Source organism: Antarcticirhabdus aurantiaca, assembly GCF_009765365.1.
Lineage (GTDB): Bacteria > Pseudomonadota > Alphaproteobacteria > Rhizobiales > Rhizobiaceae > Antarcticirhabdus > Antarcticirhabdus aurantiaca.
In genome coordinates this window covers 1-18,639 of the sequence record NZ_VTOM01000023.1, presented here as the reverse complement: position 1 = coordinate 18,639, position 18,639 = coordinate 1, and the positions used below count along the sequence as shown (strand labels likewise).

The window sequence follows — 18,639 nt, the reverse complement described above, 5'->3', positions numbered from 1 at the left end:
GCCTCGACGCGTCATCGTCCCTCTCCATGGCCCGGGCGATCGCGCCGTCGGGCCGCTCTGATCCGGCATGGTCCGGCGCGCCGCGGGCGACGCGGCCATCGCTGAGACCACGCCGGAGCCTCGAGATCTTAAGACCCGCAATCTAGCATGCCACCACCGCGCGAAGGCTCGGCGGCCGAGGCTTTTCGATTGGAAGGTTAATGCTGGCGATGCGTGTCCGACCGGCCCACCGATCCGTCATCATCCTGTGCGCCGCGCTGATTTTCGGCGGTCCGACGCAGGCGGCGGAGCCCGCCATCCGCGTCGCCGAGGTGGCGATGGCGGCGCCCGACATCGTCGTCCTCGACCTTCGCGATCCGCCGTTCCAGCGCGGCCGCCTCGTCGAGCTGGACGCGCCCCGCGTAGAGCCGCGGGGGACGTGGGTGTTCGCGCAGGGCGGCGAAGGCCTCGTGGTCGGTCCGAACAAGGACCATCTGCGGATGGCGGATGGTCCGCCGGCCACGTTTCTCGACCGCGCCGCCATCGACGATCCCGCCGGCTATGGCCCCATCGGGGGACGTCGGGTGGTCGAGGTCTTCCGCAAGTCGATGCCGGCGGATGCGGGCCTCTTCGCGGCCGCCAACGGCGATACGCGATCCGGCGCGAGCTTCCGCCACCTCGTTTATCTCCAGCTCGACGGCCCTCTGTCGGAGGGCGATCACGCGATCAGCGGCCCAGCCGACCTGCCCGACGACCTGCGGCTGCGTTTCGACGACCACCGGACGCGGGCAAGCGCGATCCACGCAACGCAGCTCGGGCACCGCGCTGGCGACGCGGCCAAGATCGCCTTCCTGTCGCTCTGGCTTCCCGGCGGACCGGATCGAGGCGCCTTCGACTTCCGCCGCTATGGCATCGATCGGTTCGAGGTGATCGATGCGGACGGCCGGGCGGTCTTCGACGGCGCCGTGCGCCTGCGCGCGGGCCCGAGCGATCCCGAACCCGGCAACGGCCTGCCGGGCGAACTGGTGGAAACGGCGGATGCGCAGGTCCAGCCCGTGCCGCTCGACGGAATCGTCGGCGACCGGGTGATGACCGCCGTTCCGCACGGCTTCGTCGACGGGCAGCGGGTCGTCTTCGAGCGCCTCGGCGGCGATCAGGACGCCGCGGCGGTCTTCGCGACCGTCTCCGACCCGGACCCGATGGGCTTCCGCCTCTCCCAAGCGGACGCTGCGCCGCCGGCCGAGGCGCTGCCGGGCGCGACGGTCACGGCGGCGCATCGCGCGAACCGCGCGGGCACCTTCGTCTTCGAGCTCGACTATTCCGCCTGGCAAGCGGCCGCGCCGGGGACCTATCGCCTGCGCGTGCCGGGTCTGGGCGTCTCCGATCCGTTCGAGATCGCGGAGGACATCTGGCTCCGGTCGGCCAAGCTGTCGCTCGGCGGCCTGTACAACCATCGCAGCGGCATCGCGCTCGACGGGCGCTTCGGCTTCGAGCGGCCGGAAGCGTTCCGGCCGAGGCCGGGTCGGCCGATCCTTCGCAGCCGGCTGCCGCTCTCCTGGCTGTCCGACCGTCCTGGCGGCTTCGTGTCCTTCGAGGATGGCGCCGCAGCGCCCTGGTTGGTGCAGGGAGAGCTGACCTCGGACGACGCCTGGGGCGGCTACATGGACGCGGGCGACTGGGACCGGCGCATCCTCCACCTCGATGTCGCCGCGCTTCTGCTGCTGGCCGAGGAAACGTTGGCCGAGACGGGCCTCGACCCCGCGCTGGGCGTCCCGCCGTCCAGCACCGTCCTATCGCCGACGATCTATGCAGGCACCGACGACCTGCCGGACGCGGTCCACGAAGCCAGCTGGGTCCTCGATTTCTTCCGGCGCCTGCAGGAGCCGGACGGCGGTGTCCCCGGCGGGATCGAGAGCGCGGGGCACCCGCTCAAGGGCGAGCCGAGCTTCCTTGAGCACCTGCCCGTCTACGTCTTCGCGCCCGACATGACGTCGAGCTACCGCTACGCCGGCGTCGCCGCGGCGCTGGTGCGCGCGCTACGCAGGCACGATCAGCCTGCGCTGGCCGATCTCTTCCAGGAGAGCGCAAGTCGCGCCTGGTCCGCCGCCGAGCGCGGCTTCGCCGAGCCCGAAGCCGCCTATGCCGAGGCGATCGAGGCGGCGACGGCGGCGGGACTCCTCGACGATGCGTCGTGGCCCGAGCGCCGCGCAGCCATCCAGGCGGAAGCCTCGGATCAGCGGGTGGCTGCCGCCGCCGCCCTCTACCGCCTGACGGGCGATCGCAGCTACGGCACCATCTTCGAGCGCGCTTGGCGCGGCGGGTGGGACCTCTTCGCCCAAAAGGGCGAGGCGGCCTGGGACTACCTCATGGCCGACCGGCACGACCCGGAGATCGCCTCGGAGATCCGGCGCATGATCGAGGGCGAGGCGCAGCTCGTCGTCTCGACGCAGGACGGGCTTAGCTATCCGTCGCTGAAGCATCCCTTCGCTCCGGCGGGCTGGGGGCAGGGCGGACCGCCCGACTACACGACGACGGGCCTCCTCATCCGCGCGCACCGGCTGACGAAGGACCCCGCCATCATCAAGGCGGTGCAGCGGGCCCACCACGTCCTTCTCGGCGCGAACCAGCTGGGGCTCAGCCTGATGACGGGCGCGGGCGTGCGGACCGTATCCGGCGTGCTGCACGAGGACAGCCTGGCGATGGGCGTTCCGCCGCCTGCCGGCATCACCGTCTATGGCTGGGCGCCGCAGGCCGCCTCGGCCTATGGCTGGGTGTTCGGTCCGCCCTGGTCGGCGTTGCCCGAAGTCGGCACGGCCGAGGACGCGCAGGCGCGCCGCATCGAACCCTCGCGCTTCGCGCTGCCCTACTTCGAGTACCTGGTGGAGCACCCGGCCGTGATCATCCAGATGGAATACACGGTGCATCAGACCATCGGGCCGATGGCGGCGCTCGCCCTCTATCTGGCTGCCCAGTAGGCCGCGTCAGCGGGCCGGGGCGGCGCGGCGATTCCGGGCCTCCGCTGCCAGAAGGGCGGCGAGGCGCGGAACCGCGAAGAGGTAGCGGCGCCAGAGCCGGGCCGGGTCCGTCGCGAGGCGATGCAGCCATTCCAGGCAGATCCGTCGCATCCAGAGCGGTGCCCGGGATTTGCGACCGGTGACGAATTCGAGAGCGGCCCCGACGCAGAAGCCGGTGCCCCGTGCCTGCGGATCGAGGGAGGCGAGATAGGCGATCCGTTCCGAGCGCGGGCATCCGATGGCGATGAAGACGTAGCGGGCCTCGGCCTGCGCGATGAAGCGCACGCACTGCGCCAGCGCCTCCGGCTTGGTGTCGATGCCGGACGGGGGCACGTGGCCGACGATCTCGAAGGCGGGAAACTGGCTCGCAAGGGCGTCGAGCACCTCGCGCGTCGGCGCGATCACGGCGATGCGCGAGCCGTCCGGAATGACGTGGTGGAACAGCGTCGCCGTCAGGTCCGAGCCGGTGACGAGGGGCAGGCGCACCGAGAACAGCCGGGCGGCGGCGCGCAGCGGACGGCTGTCGCAGAGCGTCAGCCAGGCCGCGTCGCAGGCCCTGGCGAAATCGGGCTGATCGGCGCGGCGCACGACGTGGTCGACGTTCGGCGTGACGACGTAGCGGAACTGGCGGTTGTCCGGCTCCTGCTGCAGAAGCGCGAGCACGTCCGTGAACTCGAGGCGATCGAACGCGTAGCCGAGGAAGGACCTGGTGCGCTCGGATGCGCCGGCAATATGGACGGTCCGCATTCCGATTGTTCCCGCCCCTGTCCGCAGATGCCGATGTTCACCACTGGTTAAACAGCTCCCGCAGAGCAAGATCAATGACGAGTTGTGTTTGCGCAGGACGCGCAAGCAATAGGGTTAACCGCAAGCAATAGGGTTAACATCGTGATCTTGGTGGTCCGCGCTGCTTTCGGGTGCGGCATCTGCTATGTCGAACGAGGTCGGTTTGGGCTGAACCAGGGGGCCGCGTGACGATCTTGTTAGCCATCGTGGCGGCGGCCAACGTCGCGCTGTTTCTCCTGGTGCTTCTGCTCTTCGCGGAGGTTCTCGGCGCCGTCATGAAGCGAACCTCCAAGCGACCGCTCGCCGGTCGTTCGATCACGCCGAGCTTCGTGCTCCTCGTGCCCGCCCATGACGAGGTATCGGGGATCGAGGCCATGCTGGCCACCGTTTTACCCCAACTGGGGCAGACCGGCCGCGTGCTCGTCGTCGCCGACAACTGCTCCGACGCGACCGCCGTTCTCGCCCGCCGGGCCGGCGCCGAGGTGATCGAGCGGGTCGATCCCGCCCGCCGCGGCAAGGGCCACGCGCTCGATTTCGGAGTGCGGCATCTGGCGGCGAATCCGCCCGACATCGTCATCATCGTCGATGCCGATTGCCGCGTCGCGCCGGGCGCTATCGAGCGGCTCGCGCAAGAGGCGCATCTGTTGGGCGTTCCGGTTCAGGGCTGCTACCTGATGCGGGCGCCTGCCGGAGCGGGCCTCGGATTGCGCGTCGCCGAACTGGCCTTTCTCGTGAAGAACCGGGTTCGGCCGGCCGGCCTCGCCGCATTCGGGCTTCCATGCCAGCTGACGGGAGCGGGCATGGCGCTTCCCTGGCGGCTCGTCAGCCAAGCGCACCTGGACCATGCCGGCCTCGTGGAGGACATGCGCCTCGGGCTGGAACTCGCCGTCGACGGGGCGGCCCCGCGCTTTTGCGAGACCGCGTCGATCGAGAGCGACTTTCCGACATCCGCCGTCGGTGCGGCGACGCAGCGTCAGCGATGGGAGGAAGGCCACCTCGGCATGATCGTCTTCGCGCTCGGGCTTCTGCCGCGAGCCCTGGCGCGCCGCCGGTTCAGGGCCATCGCGCAGATCTTCGACGTCCTGATTCCGCCGCTGACCCTGCTTGTCGTGACGGTGTCGGCAATGACCGCCGCGACGATCGTAGCGGCGGCGGTTCTTCATTGGCCGGTCTGGCTCTCGGGGCTGGCCGCGGCCACGCTGGTTCTGCTCGTCGCCGCCCTGGTGCTCGCTTGGTGGCGGTTCGGGCGCACAGCCCTGCCGCCGCGGCTCGCCCTGCACGTCGTACCCTACGCCTTGCGGAAGGTGGGGCTCTACCTGCGGGTCGCGCTCGGGGCGCGCAGCCGCGCCTGGATCCGCACCGACCGCGGCGGGTAGGTCAGAGATAGAGCTGCCGGAACAGCCGCAGCGACTGGCGCAGGCTTTCGAGCTGCCGGCGCGGGAAGCTGGCGTTCGGGCCCTGCGCGACCGTCGCGGCATAGCCGGCATAGGCGAGAGCGAGGCCGGGTCCGACGCGCTCCGAACAGACCTCGGCTCGCATGCTCGTCTCGCGCCAGGCGGCGACGAAACGCATGGCAAAGTCGCGAAGGCTCTCGGCTCTCGCGGCGTCGAGGCCGGCCGGAACGGGCGCGTTCGCCGGGACATCGCCGAAGATCGTCGCGGAGGTCACGACCGCGACGAAGTAGCCGCCGAGCGGCGTCAGATGGACATCGTCGCTGAACAGGGCGGCTCCGACCTCCCGCGGGGTCATTTCAGCGAATCCCGGGAAGTCGTCCGGCCTCCGGTTCAGCGCTTCGGCGAGATCCGCGAGCGCCAGGGACGCCGGCACGAGGTGGATCTGCCGGGAGCCGGGCCGCGCCGCCGGAGAATCGCTGGCCCGCCGGGCGAGGCACGCCCAGAGCGGCGCCACCATGCGCTCGTGGCGGATCCAGTCGTCGGGCGCCGACGTGTCCGCGAGGGTGGACCAGGGCACGTAGAAGAAGGTCTCGCCCGTCGGATTGTCGGCCCGGAAGCGCTGGTCGAGGGTTCGCAACTCGTTGACCGTGCCCTCCCGGCTCATCGTGTCGAGGATCCAGTGCCGTTCCGTCACGAGCAGAACGTCGGTGCCGGGCGGGGGAATGGCCGCCGGACCGGCGGCGAGCCGTTGCCGGATCGACGAGCCGTCCGCGAGATGAGCCTCGACGCTCAAGGTGCGACCGGAGCCGCGCGCCAAGTCCTGGAGGAGCGGCGGAAGGGGGGCGGTCAGGCTGTGGCCCGAGACGAACAGCGTCCGGGCGTCGGCGAGGACCGGCGCGGCGACGCCCCGCTCGGGCGTTGCCGCCTGCTTGGCGGACAGGACCAAGACGCCGGCCAAGGCGGCGCCGAGCGTGACTGAGAGCAGCCTAGCCATGGGACGCCACCGATCCGAAACGGAGAGCGCGTCCGCGCGGTGGATGCGGGTCTTGCGAGGCTCTCATCGCGTTCGCTCTCCTCAGTCCCGAATGGCCGAAGCGCAGACGATGTGGCGCCCGTCGACCGCGATCCGGCCGGCCAGGGCGTCGCCCGCGCGGAAGGGAGCCACGTCGCGGCAAAAGCGCGCGGTGAAGGTGCCGTCCGGAGCGAAGGAGATGCTCAGGTCCTGGAAGTCGAGGAGGGTGCGCGTCAGCGCGTACTGCGCCTTGTAGGCGCACTCCTTGGCCGAGAAGATCATGCGGCCCTGCCGCAAGGCCGCGGCGGCCGGCAGCGTCGCGAGATCGGCGCGCTCCTCGGCGGTCGCGATCAGGGGAAGGAGGTCGGCGTCGAGCGGCTCGTCGGGTTCGACGTCGAGGCCGAGCCCGCGAAAACCGTCCGCCCGTCGCGCCACGGCCGCGATGCAGCGGTCGGCGCAATGGGTGATCGTGCCGCAAAGGCCGGCGGGCCAGATCGGCGCGCGATCCGGGCCGGCCGGGATGGCGACGGGCGGCAGGCCGATCTGGATCATGGCGCGGCGCGCGAGCGCGCGGCCGGCGGCGAACTCGCCCACACGGCGCGGCACGGCGCGGGCGACGGCCGCCTGCTCGGCGGGCAGCGGCATCGGCCAGGAAGCGCGAGGATCACCCTCGGCGATCGAGACCCCCGCGGGACAGAGGGCGGCGAGCCCCGAGGTGGCACCAGGCGGCACCGCCCTGGCCGGCCGCATCAGCCGGTGCCGCGGACGCGGTCGAGGCCGGCCCGGCGGTCGCCGAGCGCCGCGCGGCGCATGGTGGCGCGGTCCGCGACGCGGCTCAGCCGATCGTCGGCACGGCCGCGCTTCGACAGGTGGGCGGCGAGGGCGCGAACCGTCGGATGACGGAACAGGTCCGTGATCGCCATGTCGGGCGCCGCGCCGGCCTTCAGCTCGCGATGCGCCTGGACGGCGAGCAGCGAGTGCCCGCCGAGCGCGAAGAAGCTGTCGGTGGGCGAGACGCGGTCGAGACCGAGCACCCGCGCGAAGGTTTCGGCGACCGCGCGCTCCATCTCCGCGTCGGGCGCGCCCGAGACGGGCTCGGCGGCCGTCGGCGAGGCAGCGGGCACTCTCGCCTCCGCCGGCGCCGGGCGGCGCGCGCCGGGCTTCGGCAGCGCCTTGCGGTCCACCTTGGCGTTCGGCGTCAGCGGAAAGGCGTCGAGCGTCACCACGTGGGCCGGCACCATGTAGTAGGGCAGCGTCTTGCCGAGCGTGCTGCGGACGGCGGTCTCGTCCGCCGCGCCGGCGGCGGAGCGGACATAGGCGACGAGACGGACGTCGCCGGGCTGGTCCTCGCGCGCGACGACGACGGCCTGGAGGATGCCGGGCAGCGCCTCGATCCGGGCTTCGATCTCGCCGAGTTCGATGCGATAGCCGCGCAGCTTCACCTGATGGTCGGTGCGTCCGAGGAACTGCAGCGAGCCGTCGAGGCCTCGGTCGACGAGGTCGCCGGTGCGGTAGATGCGACCGGGAGCAAAGGGATTGGCGACGAAGCGCTCGGCCGTCAGCTCGGGGCGGCCGTGATAGCCGCGCGCGACGCCCAGGCCACCGATGCAGAGTTCGCCGGGCGTGCCGAGCGGCAACAAGCGAAGCGCATCGTCGAGGACGTAGAGCTGCGTGTTCGCGATGGGCGTGCCGAGCGGCACGACGCCCTCCGCGACATCGGCGCGCGTCGTGGCGGACCAGATCGTCGTCTCGGTCGGACCGTACATGTTCTCGATCGTGGCGCCCGTCGCGGCGCGCAGGTCCGCGAGCAGCGCGGCGGGGAAGGCCTCTCCGCCGACGAAGATGTGCCGGAGCCCGCCGAGCGCGCGGCGATCCTCCTCGTCCATCAGGAACATGCGCATCATCGAGGGCGTCGCCTGGATGTGGGTGACGCCGTGGGCGCGGATGTCGTCGGCGAGCGAGCGCCGCACCGGCACCTCGTTCACGGCGGCACCGCGGAAGGCGACGACGACTTCGGCGAGGGGCGCGAGACGCTCCAGCGCCAGCTCGGTCGGCACGCCGAAGTCGATGAGGCAGCCGATCTCGTCGACGCCGATCGCCTTCGCGGCGCGCGCGCGGGCCTTCGCGTCCTCCACCGTGCCGAAGAGGCCGCTGTCCTCGAAGTAGCGCAGGAAGGCGAACTCCAGGATCGCGTCCATCTCCTCGGCATCGAGCGACTGGAGGTCGATCTCCGCCGCGCTGCCGAGGCCCGCCGGCTTCTTGAAGGCCGGGAACGCCCAGGCATACTGCTTGATGAGCGCCGCGGCGCTCTTCAGGTAGGCCTTCATCGGCTCGCGCGCTTCGGCTCGCACCGCGTCGCGATCGTCGCCGATCAGCGTGTGCAGCATGAGCGTGACGGTGAAGTCGTCCGGGTTGCGCCCGGTCTCCGCGAGGGTCCGGCGGTAGAGCGCGATCTTCTCGCCGACCTCCGGCATGGACTGGCCGAGGAGGTGGGTCAGGACGTTGGCGCCGAGGCGCGCGGCTTCGACCCAGGTCTCGAGGTTTCCGGCCGTGGTCACCCAGACCGGCAGCTCCTTCTGAACGGGGCGGGGTTGCGTGACGACGGAGGCGGAGCGTCCTTCCGCGAAGGGAAAGGCGATGCTTTCGCCGCGCCAGAGCCGCCGCACCGTTTCGACGCCCTCGAAGAGCGCCGCCTTGTTGCGCGGCGGGGCGTTTTCGGGCCGAAGCACGAAGTCCTCGGGCATCCAGCCCGACGCGAAGGCGACGCCGACGCGGCCGTTGCTGATGTTGTCGAGAACCGCCCACTCCTCGGCGACGCGGATCGGATGGTGGAGCGGAAGGATGCAGCTGCCGGCGCGCACGGCGAGGTTCTTCGTCACCGCCGCGACGGCGGCGCCGGTGACGGCCGGATTCGGATAGGGGCCGCCGAAGGCGTGGAAGTGGCGCTCGGGCGTCCAGACGGCCGAGAAGCCGTTGGCGTCGGCGAACTTCGCGCCTTCGATGAGGAGCCGGTACTTCGCCGGACCGATGCCGTCGTCGTCGCCCCAGAAGAACAGGCCGAAGTCGAGCGCGTTCTTCGCCGGCGCCCCCCGCGAGGCGGCACCTTCGCGCACCTCGCTCGAATGGATGACGACCTTGAAGCCGCGGGCCAGGGTCCAGAAAAGCTCCAGAACGGAAATGTCGAAGGACAGGCTGGTGACGGCAAGCCAGACGGGCTGCGTGCCGTCGGCGGTGGCGGCCGGCACGCGCTCGTCCATGCCGACGACGAAGTTGGCGACGTTGCCGTGCTCGATCATCACGCCCTTGGGGCGCCCCGTCGAGCCCGAGGTGTAGATGACGTAGGCGAGGTCGCCCGCGCTCACGGCGACGTCGGGTCGCGCGTTCGGTTGAGGGGCGTCGAGCAGGTCTTCGATGGCGGCGAAGCGCGCCGCGGGCGCGGTGATGGCGCCGGCGAGCGCTCGCTCGGTGATAACCACGGGAGCGCCCGAGTCCTCCACCATCATGGCGACGCGATCGGCCGGAAACATCGGGTCGAGCGGCACGTAGGCACCGCCGGCCTTGAGGATGGCGAGCGCGCCGATCACGAGCGAGACCGAGCGCGTCAGGTGCAGCCCGACGCTCACGCCGGGTCCGACGCCGAGGCCGAGGAGGCCGTGTGCGACGCGGTTCGCGGCCGCATCGAGCTCGGCATAGGTCAGGCTGCGCGCGGAATCCGCCAGTGCGACGGCATCCGGCGTGCGGTCGACCTGCGCCTCGACGAGGCGGTGCAGGCATGGCTCCGCCGCGAGGGCGCGGTCGGTCGCGTTCGCTTCGTGAAGCAGCCGATGCCTTTCCTCGGCGCTCATCAGCGGCAGGTCGGCGAGCTGCTCAGGGCAATTCTCGGCGAGCGCCCGGGCGAAACGGACGAAACGATCCGCCATGTCCTCGGCATCCGCGGCGCTCACGCGCGCCGGATCGAAGGCGAGCCGGGCACGATCTTCTGAGTCGAGAAGAAGGGCGATCGCGGCACCGGCCGGGATGCCCGTATCCGGCGGCGCATCTTCGACGACGGCCGCGGTGAGCTGCGGCATGGAGAGGCCCGGCTCTCGCGCGTTCAGATCGGCGAGCGCCGGGCCGTCGCGCAGGAGGGCGGAGCGCTCGGCGGCGAGGGCGGCGAGGAACTGGCGCGTCGGCGTCGTCTCGCCGGCCGAAGCGATGAGCGGCTGGGTGGACGTGAAATAGCCGGGGAAGCGCGCGGCGAGCGCGCGCGACGCGGCGTTCGACCAGGCGAGGGCGGCGCTCTCGCCGCGTGTCTTGCGGAGAAGGAAGGCCGCGAAGGCGCCGACCATCGCGTCGGTCGAAAGGCTGGCGGGACGATCGAGGTCGATCGTCCGCACCGTCGCGGCGTCGCCCGACCTGCCCGGCTTCACGCCGAGAACGTCGAAATCGCGGGCGGCGGCGAGGCGCCGGCGGGCCGAAGGTTCGGTGCGCGCGGCCCGTGCGACGGCCGCATCCAGCGCGTCCGCTTCGGCCGGATCGAAGTCTGGCAGAACAGCGCCCGGGAACGGTATCGTTTCAGGAGCCGCGGCGAGGGTGAGGCGCACCGCCGCATCGGCCGCGGCCACGGTCAGAACCGGCCCCGCCACGTCGATCACCATTCCGGGCATCGCCCCGAAGGGCAGGCTCGCGCCCGGCAGGATCTCCAGCGCGGATACCGCAACGGGGCCGCTCGGCAGTGCGACCTTGGGCGTGACGAGCGGGTTGCGGTAGCCGGGACCGAAGTCGAGGCCGCGCACCAGCCGGCCGAGCTCGGCGGCCGGCCGGTCGAAGCGCAGCGTTCCGGCGAGCGGCGGTCGCGCGGTCCGGCCGAAATAGCTGCGAGGTCCGCCCGCCCGCGGGATGGGCGTCGCCCGGTCCGTCTCGATCCGCTCGACGAGCTCGGAGAAGGTCGCGATTCCGGCCTCCAGGCAGCGCGTGTTGAGCATCAGCGCCGTGTCGTCGTCGGCGACATCGAACGCTTGGTGGGTGAGGATGCCCCCCTCGTCGATGCCCGCGGTCATGACATGCCAGGCGACGCCGTGCCGCGTCTCGCCCGCCATCAGCGCCCAGGCGGGCGCGTTGAGGCCGGCATAGCGAGGCAGAGGCCCGTCGTGGAAGTTCACGGCGCCGCAGCGAGGCAGAGCGAGGATGTCCGGCGGAACGATGCGCAGGTTGGCGGCGGAGAACAGCCAGTCGAAGCGCGTCGAGGCGAGGCGCGCGGGCAGATCGTCCGTCCAGCCGAGCGTCGGCAGGCTGCTCTCGCGCGCGAATGTTCGGATCGCGTCGCTCTGCGTGACGATCGCCGCGATCTCGTGGCCGCGGGCGCGCAGGATCTCGGCGCACTGGACGAGCAGCGTCTCGTCGCCGATGAGAACGCAGGAAAAGGTCATGATCGGCATCTCCCGCCGCAAGCAGGCGCAAAACAACTATTAGAATTCTAAAGAGATCGTCGTCATCGATTATGCCGTTTTGGCGCTTCCGATCCAGTCGCGTCGGTGTCTTGGGTTAACGACAATCATCGTGGCCTTCGATCTACTGCAAGGCACACGAAGCGTTTCGTGCCGATCATAAGGTTAATCCAAGTCTTATCGTGATTTTCATCGTTTCTGCCGCTATGTGATCTCATCAGCGGGACGATTCCGTCCGAAAGGGTGGTGGCATGAGCGGCAGCGGCGGCTTCGAGGCGGGTCCGAACGACATCGCGATCGTCGGCATGGCCCTGCGCGTGCCGGGCGCGCGGACGGTCGACGCGTTCTGGTCGAACCTCGTGGGCGGCGTCGAGTCGATCCGCGACCTCACCGACGAGGAACTGCTCGCCGCCGGAGAGAGCGAGGAGCGGCTGCGCCATCCGCGCTACGTCCGCCGGGCCGCCGAGCTGCCCGACATGGAGATGTTTGATGCCGACTTCTTCGGGATGAGCCCGAAGGAAGCGGCGATCATGGATCCGCAGCACCGCCAGTTCCTCGAATGCGCCTGGGAGGCGATGGAGGATGCGGGGCGGATGCCCGACACCGCCGCCGGCCCCGTCGGCGTCTTCGCCGGCTGCGGCATGGGCAGCTACTTCTACTTCAACGTCTGCAGCAATCGGCAGCTCGTCGATCAGGTCGGCATGTTCCTGCTGCGCCATACGGGCAACGACAAGGACTTCCTGGCGACCCGCGCATCCTTCCTGTTCGACCTGCGCGGCCCGAGCGTCAACGTCCAGACCGCCTGCTCCACCTCGCTCGTCGCTGTGCACGCGGCCTGCCAGAGCCTGCTGGCGGGCGAATGCGAGACGGCGCTCGCCGGCGGCGTGACGATCGAGCTGCCGCACCGCCTCGGCTACATCCAACAGGAAGGCGAGATCCTGTCGCCGGACGGCCGATGCCGGCCCTTCGATCACCGCGCCGCGGGCACCGTCTTCGGCAGCGGTGCTGGCGTCGTCGTCCTGCGCCGCCTCAGCGACGCGCTGGCGGACGGCGATCCGATCCACGCCGTGATCAAGGCGACGGCGGTGAACAACGACGGCGCGACCAAGGCCGGCTACCTCGCGCCGAGCGCTAGCGGTCAAGCAGAGGCGATCATCGAGGCGCAGGGGCTCGCCGGCATCTCCGCGGACTCGATCGGCTACGTCGAGTGCCACGGCACCGGCACCTATCTCGGCGACCCGATCGAGGTGGAGGCGCTGACGGAGGCCTTCCGGCAGTCGACATCGCGCACCGGCTTCTGCCGCATCGGCTCGGTGAAAAGCAATATCGGCCACCTCGACACGGCGGCGGGCGTGGTCAGCCTGATCAAGGCGGCGCTCTGCGTGAAGACCGGGCAGATCCCGCCGACGCTCGGCTTCGAGAAGCCGAACCCAGCCATTCCGTTCGAGACCAGCCCCTTCCGCGTCGCCGATCGCCTCGTCGGATGGGAATCGCCGAATGCACCGCGCCGCGCCGCGGTGAACTCCCTGGGCGTCGGCGGTACCAACGCCCACGCCGTGATCGAGCAGGCGCCGGACGTTTCGGCGCCGATGCCGAGCCGCGCCGAGGGGCCCGAGCTGCTGGTCCTCTCCGCCAAGAGCCGTGCGGGTCTCGATCTCGCCGCGACGCGCCTCGCCGACGCCCTGGCGAGCCGGCACGACCTGTCGCTGACGGACGCCGCCTACACGCTGGTCGCCGGGCGGCGGCTCTTCGAGCACCGCCGGATCGTGGCCGTTGGCAGTCGCTCCGACGCCATCGAGAGCCTCACCGGGCGCCGCAAGGGGCTCGCCTTCACGCAGGCGGCCGTCGCGGATGCGGGCGACCCCGTCTTCCTGTTTCCCGGCGGCGGCGCCCAGCACGTCGGCATGGCGCGCTCGCTGATGGCCGGCGAACCGGCCGTCCGCGCGACGATCGAAGAGGGGCTCTCGGCGCTCGAGCCGGAGGCCGCGGCCGAGATCCGGGCAGCTTGGTTCGCGGAAGGCGAGGCCCGGTCCGAGGCGGAGCGGGCGTTCCTGCGCCCGTCGCTGCAACTCCCGGCGATCCTCCTGGTCGAGGTTGCTGTCGCCCGCTGGTGGATGGCGCGGGGCCTGCGCCCGGCAGCGCTGCTCGGGCACTCCATGGGCGAGAACGCCGCGGCCTGCATCGCTGGCGTCCTGTCGCTGCGCGATGCGGTTCGCCTCGTTCGGCTGCGCGGCGAGCTGTTCGAGACGGTCGAGCCCGGCGGCATGCTGAGCGTCTCGCTCGGACGCGACGCTTTGGCAGGCCTTCTGCCGGAAACGCTCGACGTCGCCTCGCAGAACGCCCCCGACCTCTGCGTCGTATCGGGCCGCAACGAGGATCTCGAGGCCTTCGCGGCGGTGCTCGAAGCGAAAGGCGTCGAGACGCGGCGCGTGCCCATCGACATCGCCGCCCATTCCCACATGCTCGACGCGATCCTGCCGCTCTTCGAAGCGTTCCTGCGCTCGATCCGCCTTTCAGCGCCCACGATCCCGATCCTGTCCAATGTGTCCGGCGGCTGGCTCTCGGCCTCGGACGCCACCGATCCGCGCTACTGGGTTCGGCACCTGCGCTCGACGGTGGAGTTCGGGCGGAGCCTCGCGCTTCTCGCCGAACGGGCCGGGCGCATCTTCGTCGAGGTCGGGCCGGGTCGCGCACTGTCCTCGCTGGCGAAGCTCCAGCCGAGCATTCGTGCCGACCAGGTGATCAACAGTCTGCCGCACGCGGACGATCCGACGAACGACGCACTGCACCTCCTCGCCGGCTTCGGCCGCGCCTATGCGGCCGGTCTCGACCTGCCCGTCCGACGCCTCTTCGACGGGCGCGCCCCGCGCCGGGTGTCGCTGCCGACCTATCCCTTTCAGAAGCAGCGCTACTTCATCGAGCGGGCGGCGCCCGCCCGCGCCGACGAGGCGGACGCCGCGCTCCGCCGCCTGCCCGACATGGCGGCCTGGGGCCATCGGCCGAGCTGGCGCCGCTCGGCCCCGGCGCTCGCGGTTCCCGCGGCCGGAGCTGCCGCCCAACCCGCCTCGTTCCTGGTCTTCCTCGACCGCCACGGCTTCGGCGCGCAGATCGTCGAGATGCTGCGAGGCGACGGCCACGCGGTGGCGACGGTCACGCTCGGCGACGTGTTCGCTCGGCACGGCGCCGACGCATTCGCGCTGGCGCCCGAGGAGGGCCGCGCCGGCTATGACGCGCTGGTCTCCGCGCTGGGGTCTCGGGGGCCTTTGCCGAGCCGCATCCTGCACCTGTGGCAGCTGACGCAAAGGGAGACCTCGTCGGAGCGAGTCCGGGAGGAGGGGTTCCGCAGCCTCGTCCATCTCGCGCAGGCGCTCGGCGACGCTGCGGCGGGCGGAGCGAGCTTCGCCCTGACGGTCGTGGCGAACGGCATGCAGCGCGTCGGCAACGAGGATCTGGCGCATCCGGACAAGGCGCTCGTGCTCGGCCCGGCACTCGTCATGCCGAAGGAGATGCCGGGCATGACCGTCCGGCTCCTCGACGTGCAGCCGAGCTTCGCGCGGCGACGCGATCGTTTCGGACCGCCGAACGATCTCGACGCCGACCTGCGCGGGCGCATCGTCGACGAGCTGTTCGCGGAGCCTGGAAACGAGGTCGTCGCCTATCGCGGCGAGAAGCGTTGGACTCGCGGCCTCGAACCTCTGCCGCTGGTGCCCGCCGCCGACGAGCGCCTGCCGCTGCGGCGGAACGGCACCTACCTCGTCACGGGGGGCTGCGGCGACCTCGGCCTCTGCATCGGCGAAGCGCTGTGCGGCCGGTTCGGTGCGCGGCTTGTGCTCGTCGGGCGAACGGCGCTGCCGCCGCGCGGCGACTGGGGCGCCGAGATCCTGGCGCGCCCGCGCGGCGACCGCCTGCGCCGGACGATGGAGCGGATTCTCGCCCTGGAAGCCGCCGGCCACGACGTCCGCATCGAGCGCGGCGACGTCGCGAATGCCAGCGACATGGCGCGCGTCCTCTGCGCGGCGAAGGCGGCCTTCGGGCCGATCCACGGCGTCTTCCACGCCGCGGGAACCGTCGACGACGGCCTCCTCGCGACCAAGAGCGACGCCGCCATGGACAGGGTGCTCGCCCCGAAGGTCGAGGGCACGCGGATTCTCGACCGCTTGTTGACGGACGAGCCGCTCGACCTCTTCGTCCTGTTCTCCTCGACGAGCACGGACACGGCGCCCGCCGGCCAGGCCGACTACGTCGCGGCCAACGCCTTCCTCAACGCCTATGCCGAAGCCGCGAGCGCGCGCGATCCGCGCCGTCGGACGATGGCGATCCATTGGGGCGTCTGGAACGAGATCGGCCTTGCGGCTCGAACCCTCGGGATCGACGCGGGTCGGATCGCGGACGCGCGGCCTGCCAAGGGACCGTTCTTCGAGCGCTGGGTGGAGGACGGCGAACGCGCGTCCTGGCTGGAGGCGGACCTCTCGGCCGCGGATCGCTGGCTCCTCGACGAGCACCGCATGGTGTCGGGCGAGCCGGTGATGCCGGGCACGGGCTACGTCGAGATCACCGCGCAGCTTCTGTCGGAATATGGCTTCTCGACGTCCATGGCGATCGAGGACGTGCTGTTCCTTCGTCCGCTGCTCGTTCCCGACGGCATGGTCCGGCGGCTTCGGGCGCGGATCGCCGCGCGCAGCGACGGCGGTTACGGGATTACCGTGGCCGCGAACGAAAGCGAGGGCGCGGATGCCTTCGACGTCGTTGCCGAGGCGCGGCTGGCGCCAGCCGAGGCCGTCGCTCCCCCAGCGCTCGATTTGCCGCCGATCCGTGCGCGCCTAGGCGAGCCGCGGCGCGGCGAGGGCGGCGAGGCGTTGCGCTCCGTTCAAGAGGATCACGTTTGCTTCGGCCCGCGCTGGCGCGTTCTGACCTCGATCGCCGCCAGCGGCCGCGAGGCCGTCGCCGATCTGCGGCTTGCCGACGCCTTCCACGGCGACGGCGCGATCCTGCATCCGGCGCTTCTCGACATCGCCACCGGCTTCGCGCTGGCGCTCGCGCCCGGCTACGGCGCCGGGAGCGTGTTATGGGCGCCGCTGTCTTATGGCCGCATCCGCGTCCACGGCCCGCTGCCCGCCCGCATCGTCAGCTGGGCACGGCTCGCCTCCGACGGGCTCGGCGAGGACTATGCCAGCTTCGATGTCACGATCGCGGACGAGACCGGCACGATTCTCGTCGAGATCGAGCGCTTCACCATGCGCCGCCTGGAAAACGACCGCGCCTTCGCGGTGGGCTCCGCGTCTTCGCGCTCCGCAATCCCGACGGCGCGCCCGGCATCGCCGCAGACGCGCGAGGCGATCCGCTTGGAAGCGCAGGTCCGCCAGGGCATCCGGCCGAGTGAAGGGTTCGAGCTTCTGTGCCGCGCGCTTGCCACGAGCGAACCGCAGCCGGTCGTGAGCTCGCTCGACATCGCTCAGCTCTCGGCCGACGCCGCGCGGTCGGCGCCCGATGCGGATGCGGGCGGCGGCGTGCAGTTCGACCGTCCGGCGCTCGACACGGCCTTCGTCGAGCCGCGCACCGAGGTCGAGCGCGTCCTTTCCGGCTTCTGGAGCGAGCTGCTCGGCATCGAGCGCATCGGCGTCGACGACGACTTCTTCGATCTCGGCGGCCATTCCCTCGTCGCCGTCCGCTTGTTCCGGATGATCCGCAAGGCCTTCGGCGTCGACCTGCCGATCTCCGTCCTCTACGAGGCCCCGACGATCGCCGGCTGCGCGGCGCTGATCGGCCCGGTCGAGAGCGAAGAGACGCAGCGGGATGCGGCGGCGGTCCGGCCGGCGACCGCAACCGACAGGCCGACTCACCTCGTCCCCATGCAGGCCGGCCCCGCGGCCGGCGGCACGCCCTTCTTCCTGTGCGCCGGCATGTTCGGCAACGTCCTCAACCTGCGACAGCTGGCGATCCATCTGGGAACCGATCGGCCGGTCTACGGGCTCCAGGCCCGCGGCCTCCTGGAAGGCGACGAGCCGCACGAGACCTTCGAGGACATGGCTCGAAGCAACCTCGCGGAGGTGAGGGCGGTGCAGCCGCATGGCCCCTACCTCCTCGGCGGCTTTTCCGGCGGCGGCCTGACGACCCTGGAAATGGCGCGGCAGCTTCGCGCCGAGAACGAGGAGGTCGCCCTTCTCGTCATGCTCGACACCCCCTTGCCGGCCACGACGCGGCTGGACCTCGTCGACCGCGTTTACATGAAGGTCCAGGACGCGCAGCGCGACGGCCGACAGGCCATCCGGCGCTGGCGCGAGAGCCGGGCGACCTGGGCGAGTGCCCTGCGCGACAAGCACTTGGCCGAGACGGGGGCCGCGGGCGCCGAACAGCTGCGCAGCGCGCGGATCGAGGCGGCGTTCCGCGCGGCGCTGCCGCGCTACGCCGTCGAACCCTACGACGGGCGCGTCCTGCTGCTGCGCCCCAAGCTTCAGGTCCTCTACCACCTGCGCGGCGGCCGCCGGCTCCAATATGGGCGCACTCCCGCCAGCGAGGACAACGGCTGGGGTCCCGTCCTGTCGCGCCTCCTCGTCCGCGAGGTGCCGGGCGACCACGACGGGATGGTCCTCGATCCCTTCGTGCACGTCCTCGCCGACCGCCTCCGCCCCGCCTTGCGCGCGGCCGAGGCGGAGGCGCGTCGGCTGGATCGCGGTCCGCCCGCGATCTTCGGCATGGCCGCGGAGTGAGGCGGCGTGCCGGCGAAGCATCCTCGCCGGCACGCTCGCACGCGTTCCAGCGCGATCGCTACGCTTCCTCTGGAACGGAACCGGAGGGTGTTGGCCACCTGACAGGCGACTGCCGCCAGTGCGATCAGGTCGCAGTCTGACTTCGATTGGGCAGGGCGAAAACAGCCACCATCGGGAGCGTCGAAGCCGGAAAAGGTCGTGTCCCAGGTGGTGGTGTAGCTGAGAGGCGGTCATCGGCGGTTGCCGGTTAGGATCGGGTTGCGACAGCCAACCCCGAACCGAGAGACCACCGATGACCGACCCGATGATGGCCCTGCGGGG

The 18,639-nt window shown here is 71.3% G+C and carries 7 protein-coding genes; 3 read left to right on the top strand and 4 right to left on the bottom strand.

Features of this window, described 5'->3' with window-relative positions; genetic code table 11:
• Positions 1–209 precede the first annotated feature (209 nt).
• Entirely contained in the window at positions 210–2,954 is a 2,745-nt protein-coding gene (locus FZN60_RS22550) for a glycoside hydrolase family 9 protein (protein WP_158875777.1), read from the top strand.
• Positions 2,955–2,960: 6 nt separating this feature from the next.
• On the opposite strand, the gene FZN60_RS22545 is transcribed toward FZN60_RS22550, so the two are convergent.
• On the bottom strand, positions 2,961–3,740 hold the full coding sequence (locus FZN60_RS22545; RefSeq protein ID WP_158875776.1) for a WecB/TagA/CpsF family glycosyltransferase: 780 nt from the start codon (positions 3,738–3,740) through the stop codon (positions 2,961–2,963).
• 224 nt (positions 3,741–3,964) lie between these two features.
• Between FZN60_RS22545 and FZN60_RS22540 the strand changes: the two genes are divergently transcribed.
• Positions 3,965–5,155: a glycosyltransferase family 2 protein gene (locus tag FZN60_RS22540; RefSeq protein WP_199266629.1), complete on the top strand. Its 1,191-nt coding sequence runs from the start codon at positions 3,965–3,967 to the stop codon at positions 5,153–5,155.
• Between the two features lies 1 nt (position 5,156).
• Here the strand turns inward: FZN60_RS22540 and FZN60_RS22535 are convergent, their stop codons facing one another.
• The 3 genes from FZN60_RS22535 to FZN60_RS22525 all read right to left on the bottom strand — a co-directional run bounded on the left by FZN60_RS22535 (position 5,157) and on the right by FZN60_RS22525 (position 11,593).
• Entirely contained in the window at positions 5,157–6,167 is a 1,011-nt protein-coding gene (locus tag FZN60_RS22535; RefSeq protein ID WP_158875775.1) for a hypothetical protein, read from the bottom strand.
• Between the two features lie 81 nt (positions 6,168–6,248).
• A complete protein-coding gene (locus FZN60_RS22530; RefSeq protein ID WP_158875774.1) occupies positions 6,249–6,830 on the bottom strand; it encodes a 4'-phosphopantetheinyl transferase family protein in 582 nt (193 codons plus the stop codon).
• A gap of 104 nt (positions 6,831–6,934) precedes the next feature.
• Positions 6,935–11,593: a MupA/Atu3671 family FMN-dependent luciferase-like monooxygenase gene (locus tag FZN60_RS22525; RefSeq protein ID WP_158875773.1), complete on the bottom strand. Its 4,659-nt coding sequence runs from the start codon at positions 11,591–11,593 to the stop codon at positions 6,935–6,937.
• A 269-nt stretch (positions 11,594–11,862) separates the two neighbouring features.
• On the opposite strand from FZN60_RS22525, the gene FZN60_RS22520 reads away from it, so the two are divergent.
• The gene (locus FZN60_RS22520) at positions 11,863–18,318 is read left to right on the top strand and encodes a type I polyketide synthase (RefSeq protein WP_158875772.1); all 6,456 of its coding nucleotides are present in this window, start codon (positions 11,863–11,865) and stop codon (positions 18,316–18,318) included.
• The last annotated feature ends 321 nt before the right edge of the window (positions 18,319–18,639 follow it).

Excerpts from the sequence above, each read along its gene's own strand:
- FZN60_RS22520 (WP_158875772.1), top strand. The coding sequence starts at position 11,863 with ATGAGCGGCAGCGGCGGCTTCGAGGCGGGTCCGAACGACATCGCGATC.
- FZN60_RS22525 (WP_158875773.1), bottom strand. The coding sequence starts at position 11,593 with ATGACCTTTTCCTGCGTTCTCATCGGCGACGAGACGCTGCTCGTCCAG.
- FZN60_RS22550 (WP_158875777.1), top strand. The coding sequence starts at position 210 with ATGCGTGTCCGACCGGCCCACCGATCCGTCATCATCCTGTGCGCCGCG.
- FZN60_RS22530 (WP_158875774.1), bottom strand. The coding sequence starts at position 6,830 with ATGCCGCTGCCCGCCGAGCAGGCGGCCGTCGCCCGCGCCGTGCCGCGC.
- FZN60_RS22545 (WP_158875776.1), bottom strand. The coding sequence starts at position 3,740 with ATGCGGACCGTCCATATTGCCGGCGCATCCGAGCGCACCAGGTCCTTC.
- FZN60_RS22535 (WP_158875775.1), bottom strand. The coding sequence starts at position 6,167 with ATGGCTAGGCTGCTCTCAGTCACGCTCGGCGCCGCCTTGGCCGGCGTC.